The sequence below is a fragment of the Pseudomonas sp. PDM04 genome (assembly GCF_014851765.1).
GTDB lineage: Bacteria > Pseudomonadota > Gammaproteobacteria > Pseudomonadales > Pseudomonadaceae > Aquipseudomonas.
On sequence record NZ_JACVAI010000004.1, the window covers coordinates 201,382 to 216,906 of the forward strand.

Genomic DNA, 15,525 nt, shown 5'->3' on the forward strand with positions numbered 1-15,525 from the left:
CAGTAGCAGACACGGCCAGGGGCGGCGATTTTTTTGCATTTTTAGCCTGTTTTTTGTGCAGCAATGCACGGAGCCAGAGCTTCGGAAGCGGGTTTCTGGCGGTTTACGCTTTCTCGTCGTAATCTCAAGCCATGCCTCTGATCACCCAGCTATTCACCGTACTGCTTTTCACTTGCCTGAGCTTCGCCGCCCGGGGCGAGAAATTGCGCATTGTCACGGAGCCCTGGGCGCCCTACGTCTACGAGGAAAACGGCAAGGCGCTGGGCCTGGACTATGAAACCACGGCCATTGTTTTCAAACGCCTGGGGATCGAAGTCGAGTGGCAGTTCCTGCCCTGGAAACGCTGCCTGTCGATGCTCGAAACCGGCCAGGCGGATGGCGCGCTGGACATTTTCCACAGCGACGAGCGTGATGCCACCCTGCTCTACCCCAGCGAACCCCTTTCGGAAGTCGAGTTCGTGATGTTCTACGCCAACGAGCGTCCTCATCCGTTTCGTACCCTCGAAGACCTCAAGGGCCTGACCATCGGCACCTCGCCGGGCTATCTGTACAGCCCCGATTTCAGGGAGTCGCCCCTGTTCATCCGAGAACCTGCGCCCACCCATGAGGCCAACTTCGGCAAGCTGGTGCGCGGACGGATCGACCTGCTGATCACCGACCGTCGCGTGGGCCAGCATTTGCTCGACGAATTGAATATTCGCGACAAGATCAGCGAAAATCCGACGGTCATCAGCCAGCAAAGCCAGTTTCTGGCAGTGCGCCGCAATGCCGGCATGGACCTGCTGGTGCAACGCTTCGGTGCCGAACTCAAGCGTTTCAAGCGCGAGCCCGCCTACGCCGAGCTGAGCGCCCGCTACGGTGCCGCGCCGAAAACCGGCACGACTGCCGTCGCCCGGGAAAAAACCGTTGAGCAGCAGGAAAGCGGCGCGCAGTGATTGCTCTGTTATACTCCGGCGTTCCCGCCAGGCTCACGCCCGGACGCTCGGACTTTTTCAAGGCATCTCGAACCGCTACTGCGCAGCTTCATCGCCCGCGCGAGCGCACCCGACGTGCTTTCAAGGCCCAGCAGGACCGGACGGGATTGCGTTTCTCTTGAACGCCATTCGCGCCAGGCAAGACTCCCATTGGGCCAAGCCCTAACTAAAACAGGATTACTCATGTCCTTTGCTTCCCTCGGTCTCTCCGAGGCTTTGGTCCGCGCTATCGAAGATGCGGGCTATACCGAGCCTACTCCGGTGCAACAGCGGGCCATCCCCGCCGTGTTGCAAGGTCGCGACCTGATGGTTGCGGCACAGACAGGTACTGGTAAAACCGGCGGCTTCGCCCTTCCGATTCTGGAGCGGTTGTTCCCCAACGGTCACCCGGACAAATCCCAGCGTCACGGCCCGCGCCAACCGCGCGTGCTGGTCCTGACCCCGACCCGCGAACTCGCGGCCCAGGTTCACGAGAGCTTCAAGGTCTACGCCCGTGACCTGAAATTCGTCAGTGCCTGCATCTTCGGCGGCGTCGGCATGAACCCGCAGGTTCAGGCCATGGCCCGCGGTGTCGACGTGTTGGTCGCCTGCCCCGGTCGCCTGCTCGACCTCGCCGGCCAGGGCAGCGTCGACTTGTCCCACGTGGAAATTCTCGTGCTGGACGAAGCCGACCGCATGCTCGACATGGGCTTTGTCCATGACGTGAAGAAGGTCCTGGCCCGCCTGCCGGCCAAACGGCAGAACCTGCTGTTCTCGGCGACCTTCTCCAAGGACATCACCGACCTCGCCGGCAAACTGCTGCACAACCCCGAGCGCATCGAGGTCACGCCGCCGAACACCACGGTCGAACGTATCGAACAGCGGGTGTTCCGCCTGCCGGCGAACCACAAGCGTTCGCTGCTGGCGCACCTGATCACCGCCGGCGCCTGGGAACAGGTGCTGGTGTTCACGCGCACCAAGCACGGCGCCAACCGCCTGGCCGAGTACCTGGACAAGCATGGCCTGAGCGCCGTCGCGATCCACGGCAACAAGAGTCAGAACGCGCGCACCAAGGCCCTGGCTGACTTCAAGGCCGGTTCCGTGCGTATTCTGGTCGCCACCGACATCGCCGCGCGTGGCCTGGACATCGACCAGTTGCCCCACGTGGTCAACTTCGAATTGCCGAACGTCGACGAAGATTACGTACACCGTATCGGCCGTACCGGCCGTGCCGGTCGTTCGGGCGAGGCGATCTCGCTGGTGGCCCCGGACGAAGAGAAGCTGCTGAAAAGCATCGAGCGCATGACCAAGCAGAAAATCGCCGACGGTGACCTGATGGGCTTCGACTCCAGTGCCGTGGAAGCCGAGAAACCTGAAGTGCGCGAGCGTCCGGATGTGCGTAACCCGCGCAACCCACGTGGCCCGCGCGGCGACGGCCCGAACGGCAGCGGCGGTGGTGGCGGTCGTAAAGACAAGGGCAAGGACAAGGGCAAGGAAAAATCGGCTGCCAGCGGTCGCGGCGAGCGCCCGGCACGCGAACAGAAGCCACGCGAAGGCACACCGGCTCGCGAGCAACAGCGCGCGGCAGCCCCACGCCCGGCACCTGATCGTGCCCCGGACGAGTTCCTGGACGACGATGTCGACAACTTCGGTAACCGCGTCGACTACGTGCCTCAGAGCAAACCGGCCCCGGGCCGAGGCCGCCGTCCGGGTGCTCCGGCACAGGGCACGGCTCCAGGTGCCGCAGGTGCTCCACGCAACGGCGGCAAGCCACAGGGCCGTCAAGGCGGTCCACGCGGCGACGGCGCCAACGGCTCCTCGTCCGGCAAGCGCAATGGTCCGCGCAATGGCGCGCCGCGTGACGGCCAGGCTCGCCGCGAAGAAGGTCGCAACCGCCGTCCGGCCCGTGACGATCAGTCGCGCTCGGAACCGGCCGTGCAGAACACCCGCAGCCCGGCGCCGAAGATCATTCACAAGGAGTCGAAATCCGATCGTTTCCCGACACCTGAACAGCTTGATCAATTGCCCGTGCGCCCTCGCGGTGAAAAACCGGCATTGCTGACCCGCAACCGCTGAGTTTTCACGGCGACAAAAAATGCCCCGGTTCGCAAGAGCCGGGGCATTTTTCATGCCTCACGAAAAACCCATGTGGGCGCGAGCCCTGATACCTGGCCAAAAAAAACGCCCGCCCTCGTGAGAGGGCGGGCGTCTGTGTGTCGCGGGCGAAAATTACTTCGCTTTCACACCTTCAAACGATACGTACAGCTCGACCGCATCGGACTTCGGCCCCAGGTCTTTCTGCTTGCCGAAATCGGAACGCTTGATGGTGGTGGTGCCTTCGAAGCCGGCACGGTAGCCGCCCCATGGATCCTTGCCTTCACCCAGGAAGGTCGCCTTGACCACCACCGGCTTGGTCACGCCCAGGATGGTCAGGTCGCCGGTCACGTCAGCGGTGTTGGCACCGGTGGACTTGACGCTGGTGGAGACAAACGTTGCCTTGGCGAATTTGCTCGCGTTCAGGAAGTCAGCGCTGGCGATGTGCTTGTCACGCTCGGCGTGGTTGGTGAACACACTGGCGGTGTTGACGTTGAACTCGATCTTGCTGTCTTCAGGCTTGGCAGCGTCGAAGCTGAACTTGCCGTCGATGTCCTTGAAGGTACCGGTGATGAAGCTGTAGCCCAGGTGGCTGATCTTGAAGTCGACGAAGGCGTGCTGGCCTTCCTTGTCGACGACGTAGTCAGCGGCCATTACGTTGGCGGACAGTACGGCAGAACCGATTGCCAGAGCGGCCAGAGTCTTTTTCAACATGCTTTCTTTTCCTTTGAGTCGAGGTTGAATTTCAGGCTTTGCGACCGAGCATTCGCGTCAGGGTCGCATCACGATCGATAAAGTGGTGCTTCAATGCTGCCAACGCATGGAGACCGGAGAAAATTACCAGCGCCCACGCCAGGTACAGGTGAATCACCCCAGCGGTATCTGCCTGATCCGGTAGTCCGGAGATCAATGCAGGCACTTCAAACAGGCCAAACACCGGGATACCGACACCGTCTGCGGTGGAAATCAGGTAACCGGCAATCATCACAGCGAACAGACCGAAGTAGAGAAACCCATGGCCGAATTTGGCGCCAATGCGGGTCATCCGGCTGTAGCTTTGCAGCGTCGGTGGCGGTGGGCTGACAAAGCGCCACAGCACCCGCAGCAGCATCACACCCAACAGCACCAGTCCGATGCTCTTGTGCAGGTCCGGCGCGTCTTTGCGCCAGGTGCTGTAGTAGTCCAGCCCCACCATCCACAGGCCGAGTGCGAACAGCCCGAAGACCGCCAGCGCCACGCCCCAATGCATGAAGATGCTGATCCAACCATAGCGTGAAGAAGAGTTACGTAGCTGCATTGCCCAAATCCTGTGAGAACTGCGAACCAAGACTATCGACTTATCTATCGAATTAAAGCGGAAAATTTTGCTTTGAAATATCGAGAAATACGATCAAGAGTCTGAAATAGACGCGTTAAGGAAAGATTAAAGGCGAATTTGTGGCGGGATGTTAGTGGCAGGCTGGGAATTTGTGCCGCCTACATCGCCGGCAAGCCGGTCGCGCGCCCACCGGGAATACTGTGAGGGCGCGAACCTGATCGCGAATCGGTCTGACGGGCAATAAAAAAGCGCGGCATCAGAGCCGCGCTTTTCGTTCATCGCAAGGCCTTACTGCGCCTTGGTCTCAGTGGCCGCTGGCTTCTTGACCGGCTCGGCCTTTTTTGCCGGCGCCTTGGCCGGGGCCTTTTTTGCCTCGGTCTTGGCCGCCGGTTTTTTCACCGGGGCCTTGGCCGGGGCTTTCTTCGCCGGCTCGGCTTTCACCGGTGCGGCAGGCTTCGCCGCTTCCACCGGTGCAGGGGCCGGTGTCGGCGCTGGCGCGGGAGCAGGGACTGGCGCCGGGGCAGGCTCGGGTGCCTTCACCGGTTCCGGTTTCTTGTCGTCATCGGAGCCGCCAAACAGGTTGCTGAAGAAGTTGCCCTTCTTCGCCGCCACTGCACCAGCCGCCGCTGCGGTCGCTGCCGGGACCACTTTCGCCGGTTCGAACGACTTGCCGGCAGCCAGGTCTTCCACCTGACTGGCCGCCCGCTGACCGGTGCGCAGCGCGCCTTCCAGGGTGCCCGGGTACAGGGTGTCGGTGTGTTCGCCCGCAAAGGCTACGCGCTGAACCGGACGCTCCCACAGGCGCCAGAACTTGCTGATCTGGCCCGGACCGAAGGCCAGGTAGGCGCCCCCCATCGACGGGTCGGTGCTGTAGCGACGGATTTCATAACCGGTGAACGAACCCCGCGCCTGTGGATAAAACGCGTGCAGACGGATCAGCACCTGATCGGCCATCTGCTTATCGCCGAACGCCTGCATGACGCGTGCGTTGTCGCCGGACAGGTTGATCACCACATTGGCACCGCCCTTGAGTGCCGGCTCGACCCACAACATGCCGAGCCCGGTGTTGCTGTAGATTTCGCCGGACATGCGCGCCTTGCTTTCCCACACCGGCGTCTTGAACTTGAGCATGATCTGGTCGCGCCAGCCGTAGTTGGTGCCCTTGATCGCCGCCAGGTGCTGGGCATCCAGCGCCGGGGTCATCTGGATCTTGTTCAGTGCGCGCAATGGCACGGCCAGGACCACGTAGTCAGCCTGATAACCGACGCTGCCGACCTTGACCGTCACACCGTCCTTGTCCTGGCTGATCGCCGATACCGGCGAGCTGGTCTTGATGACTTTCAGCTGTTTGACGAAAGCCTGGGCGAGCACCGGGCTGCCACCGACCAGGCGCGAAGCGCGCAGGTCACGGTCGGAGACGCCACGGTAGACGCGGTTCTGCTGCGCGAAATACAGCAGCGACAGGCGCGAAGGTTCGTCATAACGGGAGCGAATCTGCTGGTTCACCAACTGACGGGCCGTGGCCGGCAAGTTCAGGCGATCGAGCCAGTTGGACACGTTGATCTGGTCCAGGGCATGCAGGGTGTTGTTGGCGGCCGGGTTCAGCGGGTCTTCGATGGAGCGCGCCAGGTCATCCAGGGTCTTTTCGTAGCGTTTCAACGCCTCGGCGGTCGCCGGCTCCTTGGTGGTGAGGTCGGCGGCGGTGTAATACACGCCGTCGATCAGGTAGCCGGGCGTGCGCACGAACTCGGGAGCCGGCGTGGTGCTGAGCTTGAAGGTGGACACGTACTTGTTCAGCACCGGCTGGGTCTTGTCGTTGCCGATCCATTCGCTGGTGGCCATGCCGGAACGACCGCCCAGGCTCGGCTTGGCTTCCAGCAGGGTGACCTGCCAGCCCTTGTTCTGCAGTTCATACGCCGCCGTCAGGCCGGAAAGCCCGCCGCCGATCACGATTGCGGTTTTATCCTTGGCCAGCGCTGACACGCTGAACAGCCCCAACATCACCAGCGCACAGGCGCGCAGCCAACCAGCAGACATTCAGCGAACTCCGGAAATACACGTAGGAAAAGGCAGCTTCACGAGCCAGACGACTCAAAGAGTCGCGAAGAATACGTCAGCCATCATTGGGCCGCCAGCGACGTCTATCGCCCCATACAAAGTAGCTCAATCGACACAATGGGTTGTTCCTGTGCGACGCATTGCATAGGCTTGCGCGATTGTATGTCCGCGCATGTCGCGGATTGCCTCGAGGAGACCGAACATGGGCCTGAACAATCAGTGGATGCAACGCGATCTCGCGGTGCTGTGGCATCCCTGCACCCAGATGAAAGACCACGAACAGCTGCCGCTGATCCCGATCAAGCGCGGCGAAGGCGTGTGGCTCGAGGATTTCGAAGGCAAGCGCTACCTCGATGCCGTCAGCTCCTGGTGGGTCAACGTGTTTGGCCACGCCAACCCGCGCATCAACCAGCGGATCAAGGATCAGGTCGATCAGCTGGAACACGTGATCCTTGCCGGTTTCAGCCATCAACCGGTGATCGAGCTGTCCGAGCGCCTGGTGAACATGACCCCGCAAGGCCTGAACCGGGTATTCTACGCCGATAACGGTTCGTCCTGCATCGAAGTTGCGCTGAAAATGAGCTTTCACTACTGGCTCAACCGTGGCCAGCCGGACAAGAAGCGCTTCGTCACCCTGACCAACAGCTACCACGGCGAGACCATGGCGGCGATGGCGGTGGGCGATGTGCCGCTGTTCACCGAGACCTACAAAGCCCTGCTGATGGACACGATCAAGGTGCCGAGCCCGGACTGCTACCTGCGTCCGGAGGGCATGGGCTGGGAAGAACATTCGCGCAACCTGTTCGCCGCCATGGAACAGACCCTGGCCGAGCACCATGCCAGCGTCGCGGCGGTGATCGTCGAACCCTTGATCCAGGGCGCCGGTGGCATGCGCATGTATCACCCGGTGTACCTCAAATTGCTGCGTGAAGCCTGCGACCGTTACGGGGTGCACCTGATCCATGACGAAATCGCCGTCGGCTTCGGCCGCACCGGCACGATGTTCGCCTGCGAACAGGCCGGCATCCGCCCGGACTTCCTGTGCCTGTCCAAGGCCCTGACCGGGGGTTACCTGCCGTTGGCGGCGTGCCTGACCACCGATGAGGTCTACAGCGCGTTCTACGATGATTACCCGACCCTGCGCGCCTTCCTGCACTCCCACAGCTACACCGGCAATCCGCTGGCCTGTGCGGCGGCGCTGGCGACGCTGGATATCTTCGAAGAAGACAACGTCATCGAGAACAACAAGGCGCTGGCCCGGCGCATGACCTCGTCCACCGCACACCTGGCCGACCATGCGAACGTTTCCGAGATTCGCCAGACCGGCATGGTCCTGGCGATCGAGATGGTCAAGGACAAGGCGACCCGGGAAGCTTATCCCTGGCAGGAGCGCCGCGGCATGAAGGTGTTCCAGCACGCGCTGGAGCGCGGAGCCTTGCTCAGGCCGTTGGGCAGCGTGGTGTATTTCCTGCCGCCGTACGTGATCACCCCGGAGCAGATCGATTTCCTGGCCGAAGTGGCCAGCGAAGGGATCGACATCGCCACCCGCGACAGTGTCAGCGTGGCGGTGCCGAAGGACTTTCATCCGGGTTTCCGTGATCCGGGCTGATGGTCCGGTGTCCGGGCCTGCCCCATCGCGAGCAGGCTCGCGCCCACAGGGTTCAGGTCTGCCCACGGCCCCCGCTCGCGATTGCAGTCAACACCGATTCAAATGATTCACACCTTTGCAGAGACCCGAAATGAGACTGTCCCGCTTCTTTATCGACGCCCCCCTGAGCACCGGCGAGCACGAGCTGCCCGAGGCCCAGGCGCATTACATCAGCCGCGTTCTGCGCATGGCCGAGGGCGATGCGTTGCAGTTGTTCGACGGTTCGGGTCAGGAGTTTCGCGCCACCCTGGCCGAGGTCGGCAAGAAGCGCGTCGTGGTGCAGATCGATGAACGCTTCGCCGGCCAGGTCGAGTCGCCGTTGCAGATCCATCTCGGCCAGGGCCTGTCCCGTGGCGAGCGGATGGATTGGGCCATTCAGAAAGCCACCGAACTGGGCGTGAGTGAGATCACCCCGATTTTCAGCGAGCGCTGTGAAGTTCGCCTCAAGGATGAACGCGCCGACAAGCGCCTGCTGCACTGGCGCCAGGTGGCGATCAGCGCCTGTGAACAGTGTGGCCGCTCAAGGGTGCCGGTGATTCATCCGCCGGTGCTGCTGGCCGATTGGCTGAAGCAGACCGAGGCGGACCTCAAGCTGGTGCTGCACCCGGTGGCCGAGCCGCTGGTGAGTCACGCCAAACCGACGACGCTGGCGTTCCTGATCGGGCCCGAGGGCGGGTTGTCGGATGCGGAAGTGGCACAGGCCAACGCCAGTGGTTTCCATGCCGCCCGCCTCGGTCCGCGGGTCTTGCGGACCGAGACAGCGCCGGTGGTGGCGCTGTCCGTCGCCCAGCAGCTTTGGGGCGATTTCTAGGCCGCCCTCGCTGGCGGTCCCGCAAGGTATTTACTGCACCGGATCACTCACCGGCCGGGCAATGATCGCCTTGAGCTCGCTGGTCATCGGGAACTCGAGGTTCAGGCCCTTCGGCGGAATCGGCTGTTCGAACCAGCGCTGATAGATGCCGTTGATTTCACCTGAGCTGTACAGCTCGCCAAGCACCCCGTTGACCAGCGCCAGGAACTGCGGATCGTCCTTGCGCACCATGCAGCTGTAGATTTCCCGCGACTGTTCCTTGCCGACCACCACCCACTTGTGCGGATCGTGGGCCTTGGCGCGCTCGCCGTAGAGCAGCGCGTCGTCCATGTAGAACGCTGCGGCACGGCCCGACTGCAGCATCTGGAAGGCTTCGCCGTGGTCCTTGGCGCTGATCACGAACATGTCAGCCTTGTTGTCGACGTTGTAGCTTTTCAGGAAGCGTTCGTTGGTGGTGCCGGCGGTGGTCACCACGTTCTTGCCACGCAGGTCGTCGAAGCCCTGGATGCCGCTGTCCCTGGCGGTCAGCAACTGGCCTTTGACGTAAATGAAACCGTAGGAAAATGCCACCTGCTTCTGGCGCTCGGCGGTCACCCCGGTAGAGCCGCATTCCAGGTCCACGGTGCCGTTCTGCACCAGCGGAATACGGGTCTGCGAGGTCACCAGGTTGTATTTGACCTTGAGGTCCGGCAGCGCCAGCTGCTGCTGGATGCGCTCGACAACCTTGCTCGCCAGGTCCACCGAATAACCCATGGGCTTGCCTGTGTGATCACCCACGTAGGAGAACGGCACCGACGCATCGCGATAGCCCAGGGTGATGCTGCGGGCACTGGCGATCTTGCCCAATGTACCGGTCAGCGGCGCTTCGTTGGCCTGGACCTGGCTGCCGAGCAACAGTCCGAGGGTGCAGCCGAGCAACGTGATTTTTTGCATTGTTATTCTCCGTTGTGGGTGAGGGTGTTTCACAAGCGAGCGGCGATGACGGTGATTTCCACGAGCACCTGCGGTCGGGCCAGTTGCGCCTGCACCGTGGTCCGACTGGGGGCGTGCCCCGGCGACAGCCAGGCCGACCACACTTCGTTCATCGCGGCAAAATCCTCGGTGATGTTTTTCAGGTAAATGGTGGCGCTGAGCAAATGATCCTTGTCGCTGCCGGCTTCAGCCAGCAGTGCGTCGATCCTCGCCAGTACTTCACGGGTCTGGCCGCTGGCGTCCGTGGCCTCGCCCGGCACCTGGCCGGACAGAAACACCAGGTCGCCGAAGGTCACGGCAGCGGACAGGCGCGGATTTGTGTGCAGGCGTTGAATCGTCATGACGCAGACTCCTTGTTGGACAGGTATTCAGGCGGCACGGTGGGTGAAACCGTGCAAGTCGATGGAAGGTTGACGCTGGCCGATCAGCTCGCTGAGCAGTCGTGCGCTGCCGCACGCGAGTGTGAAACCCAAGGCACCGTGGCCAAGGTTGAGCCACAGGTTGCGATACGCCGTTGGCCCCAGCAACGGTACGCCGCTGGGCGTCGCCGGACGCATGCCGGCCCACTCCACGGCGTTGTCGTAGTCACCGGCCTGGGGAAAGGTGTCGCGGGCCTGGCGCTTGATCAGGGCCAGGCGCCTGGGGTCTACGGACGGGTCGAAGCCGACGATGTCGACCATCGCCGCCACCCGCAATTGTTCGCCGATCCGGGCGTAGACGATCTTGCGGTCATAGTCGGTGATGCTCACGTCCGGCGCCCGGTGGCCGGCGTCAATCGGTACGGTGAGGCTGTAGCCCTTGAGCGGGTAGAGCGGCAATTGCAGGCCGGGAAGATGCAGCAGCGGACTGCGGTGGCCCGCAGCAATCACCAGTTGATCGACGGCCAGCACCTGCTCCCCCAACTCGATGGCATGGACGCTGCCATTGGCATGGCGAATCCCGGTCACCGCCTGCCCCAGTCGCCACTCGCAACGCCCGGAGGCGTTCAGCCTTGCGGCCAGCGACTGGCAGAAGGCGTGGCAGTCACCCACTTCTTCGTCCGGGGTGTAAATCGCCCCCACGAATGGTCCGTCGGCCAGCGCCGGCTCCAGCGCCGCACACTCGCTCGCCGACAGCACCTGCTGCTGGTGCGGATCGGCCAGGCCATGGCGCGCGTGCTCGAAGCTGCCCGCGTTGCGGAACGTCACCAGTTTGCCGTTGCGCCGCCAGTGAAAGCCGACCAGCCCGTCATCCTCGCGCCAGCGCTTGAGTGTGCCCTGGCTGAACAGCGCCAGGCGCAGCAGGTGTGCAGCGTTTTCCCGGTTGACCGAACGGCGGCACGCGGCGAGGAACGACACCATCCAACGCCATTGGGCCGGGTCGAAGCGCGGGCGCAGTTTCAACGGCGAGTCGCCGCGCAGCATCCAGCCGATCGCCTGCAACGGCACGCCGGCGTCGGCCAGCGGTGCGACGTAGCGATAGGAAAGCTGGCCGCCGTTGGCGAAACTGGTCTGGCTGCCCAGTGAGTCCCGCGCCTCGACCACCGTCACCTCCAAGCCATCGCGCACCAGCGCATAAGCCGTTGCCAGGCCAATCACGCCACCGCCGATGATGCATACACGCTGAGCCATGCCTGTCCTTGAAACCGTTATGAAGACCCGGACGAGGTTAGAGCCGAGTGACAGGCGGCGAACAATGAATAAAGATACCCATCCCATAAACAAAGGTTATGGACTGCCATGCGCCTTCGTCACATCGAGATTTTCCAGGCCATCCGCCAGACCGGCTCGATCAGCGCCGCCGCTCAGTTGCTGCACGTCTCGCAACCGGCGGTGACCAAAGTGCTGCAGCATGCCGAACAGCAACTGGGTTTCCCGCTGTTCCTGCGGGTGCGCGGCAAGTTGCAGGTCACGCCCGAGGCCCTGGAACTGGAGCGTGAAGTCGACAAGGTCAGCGAAAGCCTGCAAGGCGTGCGACGCCTGGCCCAGAGCCTGCGCCGCGACCCCGGCCACAGTCTGAGGATCGGCGCCACCCCGGCCCTGGCCCTGTCATTGCTGCCCCCGGCCATTCACGAGTGGACCGGGCGTTACCCGGATATCGCCTGCGAACTGTCCAGTGCCCACAGCCGCGAACTGGTGCAGAACCTGCTGATGCGCGAAGTGGATGTCGCCTTGACCTTGCAGCCTCCGGATCACCCTGGACTGAAGGCGCAAGCCCTGGCGAGCGGGGTGCTGGTGGCGTTGGCGCCGAAGGGTTTCTGGCCAGAGGAAGACGTCGGTCAGGCGTTGCCGTTGATGGCATTGGCGGGCGCGCCGTTGATTGGCTTGTCCAGCGCCGATCCACTGGCCGCCCGACTGGACAGCTACCTGGAGGCGGTCGAGCCGCCACCCCGGGTGCGCATCGCCGTGCAGACCTATTCGCTGGCCCGGGCGATGGTGGAATCCGGCGCCGGACTGGCGGTGATCGACCCGTTCACCGCCCTGGGCGCCGCGTGTGCCACGACGGCCATCCGCCCGCTGGCACCGCCGCTGCCGATCACCCTGTACGCCGTGACCCGTGCATCCGAGCCGCCGCCACACACGCTGAACGACCTATTGCAGATATTCAGCCGTCGGGCCCGGGAACAACTGGATCGTCTGGTCTCAACGCCCACCTGACCGAGAACGCAAAAACCCTGTGGGCGCGGACCCGCGCCCGATCCCAGGGACTACAGGACATACACCAGAATCGCCACGAAGTGCAGCAAGCTCCCGGCAATCACGAACAGATGCCAGATTCCGTGGGCATGCCGCAGGCGATGATCCAGGGCAAAGAAGATAATCCCCACGGTGTACAGGATCCCGCCCGACGCCAGCCAGGCGAACCCGGTCGTGCCCAACACGGTGAGCAACGGATTGACCGCTATCAGCACGATCCAGCCCATCACTGCATAGATCACGATCGACAGGATTCGCGCGTCCGAGCGCGGCTTGATTTCCTGCAGGATGCCAATCAGCGCCAGGCCCCAGACAATGCCGAACAACGTCCAGCCCCACGGCCCGCGCAGGGTGACCAGGCAAAACGGCGTGTAACTGCCGGCAATCAACAGATAGATCGAAAAGTGATCGACCTTCTGCATGATCGCTTTCTTGCGCCCGCGCACGCTGTGATACACCGTCGACGCACTGTAGAGCGCCATCAAGGTGAAACCGTAGATCGCCACGCTGACAATCTTCCATGGGCTGCCGTCCACGGCCGCGATCACCAGCATCCAGACCATCCCGACCGTCGCCGCCACTGCCCCGACCAGATGCGTCCAGGCGTTCAGTTTTTCCCCGTGATACATGCGTCGCTCACCTCCAAAACCAATACCGCATTGCGCAAGGCTCAGGCTTCGAGCGTAAAAGCGCAATGTTTCCAAACGACATCGACAACAATAATTGGGCACAATCAGCTCATTCCAATAAGAGTCCGGCCCATGCTGATCGACGAAGAGTTGACCCTGAAAAAACTCGAGGTGTTCCTGGCCTTCATGCGTACCGGCAACCTGGCTCGGGCCGCCGCCGAGTTGCAGACCAGCAACGTCAGCGTGCACCGCGCCATCCACTCCCTGGAAAGCGCCTTGCGCTGCCCGCTGTTCAAGCACGAAGGCCGCAACCTGACGCCGCTGGAAAGCGCCTATGTGCTGGAAGAACGGGCGCAGAAGCTGATCCAGGACGTGGTCGAAAGCGTGCGCCTGACCCGCGAAGCCGCCGGTTTCTCCGCCGAGCGCTTCAAGCTGGGGTCGCTGTACTCACTGACGGTGAAGACGGTGCCGCAGCTGATCATGGGCCTGAAAATCCGCCGCAGCGAACTCAACATCGACTTGATCCTGGGCTCGAATTTCGACCTGCTCTACAAGCTCAAGAACATGGAGGTCGATGCGATCCTGGTGTCGCTGGACGACAGCGTGAATGACCCGGATTGCGAACATATCCCGCTGTTTTCCGATGACATTTTCCTGGCGACCCCGGCAGATTCGCGGTTCGCTCAGCGCTCCGAGGTCGACCTGGCCGAAGTGCGCGACGAAACCTTCATCACCCTGACCCAGGGCTTCGCCACTCACCAGGACGGGAACCGCGTGTTCAGCCAGGCCGGGTTCGAGCCGAAGGTGGCGATGCAGGTCAACGACATCTTCACCTTGCTCAGCATGGTCAGTTCGGGGGTGGGTTATGCGCTGCTGCCGGGGCGGATCGCGGCGGTGTACGAGAACCGGGTGAAGCTGATCCCGTTGCAGGAAAAGTATCGGTTGCAGCAGCACATCGGGGTGGTGTTTCTCAAGGCCAAGGAGCGCGATCCGAACCTGCTGGCATTGTTGGCGGAGTGCCGGATGTACGCCAATCGGCAGGCTTGAGAGCGAGTCGTCCCTGTCGCGAGCAGGTTCGCTCCCACAAGGAAATCCAGGGTGGGAGCGAGACCGGCTTGCCGGCGATGGCGCCGGCACTGTCAATGACGGTGCAAGGGGTTATCCCACAACCCCGCGAACAATGAAGTACAACACCGAAGGCCCCATCAGGCAGCCCAGCCCGGTATGGAACGTCGCCGTCAGCGCGCCATAAGGCACCAATCGCCGGTCCGTCGCCGCCAGCCCTGCCGTGACACCGCTGACCGTTCCGGCGAGCCCACCGAACACCATGGCCGAGCGCGGGTTGTCCAGGCCCATCCAGCGCGCCGCCACCGGCGTGCCGACCATCACCAGAATCGCCTTGATCAAGCCGGTGGCAATCGACAAGGCCATCACATCCGAACTCGCACCGATCGCGGCGCCCGTCACCGGCCCGACGATGTACGTCACCGCGCCCGCGCCGATGGTGGTCATGCTCACCGCGTCGCGGTAGCCGAACGCCCAGGCCATGCAGGCCCCGACTATGAACGGCAGCACCGTTCCCAGCAGCAGCGCGATCACACCGATCAGACCGGCCTTTTTCGCCTCGGTCGCCTGCACCTCGAACGCGGTGGCGACGATGGCGAAATCGCGCAGCATCGCACCGCCCATCAACCCGATGCCGGAAAACAGCGTCAGGTCCGCCAGGCCCTTTTGCCCGCCGGTCATGGTGCCGCCGACCCAGGCCAGGACCAGCCCGATGACAATCGCAATCGCCGAGCCATGGATACGCCCGAACGTCAGGCGTTTCGACAGAATCACCGATACCCACATGATCACGCCCACAAAGGCGAACGCCGTGATCAGACCGTTATGCTCCAGACCTTTCTCGATGAGATCCCACATATCAGCGACCTCCTACCGGCGTGCCAGCGGGAGACAGGTCTTGCGGCTCATCGGGCAAGGGATCGCCCTTGTGGGTCCGGCTGATCAAGGCAATGGTGCAACCGCAGAGCACCACCGAGCCGATCGCCGCCAGCACCGCCACCGGACCGCCATGCAGGGCCGTCACCACATTCTGTTGCGCCGCCATCGCCACCACGACCGGAATGTACATCGCGCCCCAGAAGCCGACGCCCATGTCGCATTCCTTGGTCATGCCGCCGCGCCTGTGCATCCACAACCGCGCGCAGATCAGCAGGATCATCGCGATTCCGACCCCGCCCACGTTGGATTTCACACCCAGCAACACGCCCAGCATGTCGCCCATGATCACCCCTGCCAGCGTACAGATCGCCAACAGCGCCACACCGTAAATAATCATTGTTGTTGTCCTCAAAGTGCATCGTC

Annotated in this window: 15 protein-coding genes; 6 read left to right on the plus strand and 9 right to left on the minus strand. The window is 62.8% G+C overall.

Annotated features, from left to right (window positions below):
• Positions 1 to 131 precede the first annotated feature (131 nt).
• Together IB249_RS16960 and IB249_RS16965 are read left to right on the plus strand one after the other, a co-directional pair.
• Positions 132 to 935, plus strand: a complete 804-nt coding sequence (locus IB249_RS16960) for a substrate-binding periplasmic protein (RefSeq protein ID WP_192306763.1) — start codon at positions 132 to 134, stop codon at positions 933 to 935.
• 222 nt (positions 936 to 1,157) lie between these two features.
• Positions 1,158 to 3,029, plus strand: coding sequence for a DEAD/DEAH box helicase (locus IB249_RS16965; protein WP_192306764.1), 1,872 nt, complete (start codon positions 1,158 to 1,160; stop codon positions 3,027 to 3,029).
• A 153-nt stretch (positions 3,030 to 3,182) separates the two neighbouring features.
• Here IB249_RS16965 and IB249_RS16970 read toward each other — a convergent pair whose 3' ends face one another.
• The 3 genes from IB249_RS16970 to IB249_RS16980 all read right to left on the minus strand — a co-directional run bounded on the left by IB249_RS16970 (position 3,183) and on the right by IB249_RS16980 (position 6,402).
• Positions 3,183 to 3,761, minus strand: coding sequence for a YceI family protein (locus IB249_RS16970; RefSeq protein WP_045121911.1), 579 nt, complete (start codon positions 3,759 to 3,761; stop codon positions 3,183 to 3,185).
• A 31-nt stretch (positions 3,762 to 3,792) separates the two neighbouring features.
• Positions 3,793 to 4,344, minus strand: a complete 552-nt coding sequence (locus IB249_RS16975; protein WP_192306765.1) for a cytochrome b — start codon at positions 4,342 to 4,344, stop codon at positions 3,793 to 3,795.
• A gap of 309 nt (positions 4,345 to 4,653) precedes the next feature.
• Positions 4,654 to 6,402: a flavin monoamine oxidase family protein gene (locus IB249_RS16980; protein ID WP_192306766.1), complete on the minus strand. Its 1,749-nt coding sequence runs from the start codon at positions 6,400 to 6,402 to the stop codon at positions 4,654 to 4,656.
• 223 nt (positions 6,403 to 6,625) lie between these two features.
• Between IB249_RS16980 and IB249_RS16985 the strand changes: the two genes are divergently transcribed.
• Both IB249_RS16985 and IB249_RS16990 read left to right on the plus strand, forming a co-directional pair.
• A complete protein-coding gene (locus IB249_RS16985) occupies positions 6,626 to 8,032 on the plus strand; it encodes an adenosylmethionine--8-amino-7-oxononanoate transaminase (RefSeq protein WP_192306767.1) in 1,407 nt (468 codons plus the stop codon).
• A gap of 130 nt (positions 8,033 to 8,162) precedes the next feature.
• On the plus strand, positions 8,163 to 8,882 hold the full coding sequence (locus IB249_RS16990) for a 16S rRNA (uracil(1498)-N(3))-methyltransferase (protein WP_192306771.1): 720 nt from the start codon (positions 8,163 to 8,165) through the stop codon (positions 8,880 to 8,882).
• 30 nt (positions 8,883 to 8,912) lie between these two features.
• Here IB249_RS16990 and IB249_RS16995 read toward each other — a convergent pair whose 3' ends face one another.
• Genes IB249_RS16995 through IB249_RS17005 form a run of 3 tightly spaced genes read right to left on the minus strand, consistent with a single transcriptional unit; the run spans position 8,913 to position 11,464 of the window.
• Complete coding sequence (locus IB249_RS16995) at positions 8,913 to 9,815, minus strand: transporter substrate-binding domain-containing protein (protein ID WP_192306772.1); 903 nt, start codon at positions 9,813 to 9,815, stop codon at positions 8,913 to 8,915.
• Between the two features lie 29 nt (positions 9,816 to 9,844).
• Positions 9,845 to 10,195: a RidA family protein gene (locus IB249_RS17000; protein ID WP_192306773.1), complete on the minus strand. Its 351-nt coding sequence runs from the start codon at positions 10,193 to 10,195 to the stop codon at positions 9,845 to 9,847.
• A gap of 27 nt (positions 10,196 to 10,222) precedes the next feature.
• Positions 10,223 to 11,464: a D-amino acid dehydrogenase gene (locus tag IB249_RS17005; protein WP_192306774.1), complete on the minus strand. Its 1,242-nt coding sequence runs from the start codon at positions 11,462 to 11,464 to the stop codon at positions 10,223 to 10,225.
• Positions 11,465 to 11,572: 108 nt separating this feature from the next.
• Here IB249_RS17005 and IB249_RS17010 point away from each other — a divergent pair, with 108 nt between their 5' ends.
• On the plus strand, positions 11,573 to 12,490 hold the full coding sequence (locus IB249_RS17010) for a LysR family transcriptional regulator (protein ID WP_192306775.1): 918 nt from the start codon (positions 11,573 to 11,575) through the stop codon (positions 12,488 to 12,490).
• 50 nt (positions 12,491 to 12,540) lie between these two features.
• On the opposite strand, the gene trhA is transcribed toward IB249_RS17010, so the two are convergent.
• A complete protein-coding gene (gene trhA / locus IB249_RS17015; protein WP_192306776.1) occupies positions 12,541 to 13,158 on the minus strand; it encodes a PAQR family membrane homeostasis protein TrhA in 618 nt (205 codons plus the stop codon).
• A gap of 132 nt (positions 13,159 to 13,290) precedes the next feature.
• Here trhA and IB249_RS17020 point away from each other — a divergent pair, with 132 nt between their 5' ends.
• Complete coding sequence (locus tag IB249_RS17020; RefSeq protein ID WP_192306777.1) at positions 13,291 to 14,205, plus strand: LysR substrate-binding domain-containing protein; 915 nt, start codon at positions 13,291 to 13,293, stop codon at positions 14,203 to 14,205.
• Between the two features lie 111 nt (positions 14,206 to 14,316).
• Here IB249_RS17020 and madM read toward each other — a convergent pair whose 3' ends face one another.
• Together madM and madL are read right to left on the minus strand one after the other, a co-directional pair.
• Positions 14,317 to 15,081, minus strand: a complete 765-nt coding sequence (madM, locus tag IB249_RS17025; protein WP_192306778.1) for a malonate transporter subunit MadM — start codon at positions 15,079 to 15,081, stop codon at positions 14,317 to 14,319.
• Between the two features lies 1 nt (position 15,082).
• Positions 15,083 to 15,499, minus strand: coding sequence for a malonate transporter subunit MadL (madL, locus tag IB249_RS17030; RefSeq protein ID WP_192306779.1), 417 nt, complete (start codon positions 15,497 to 15,499; stop codon positions 15,083 to 15,085).
• Positions 15,500 to 15,525: the final 26 nt, after the last annotated feature.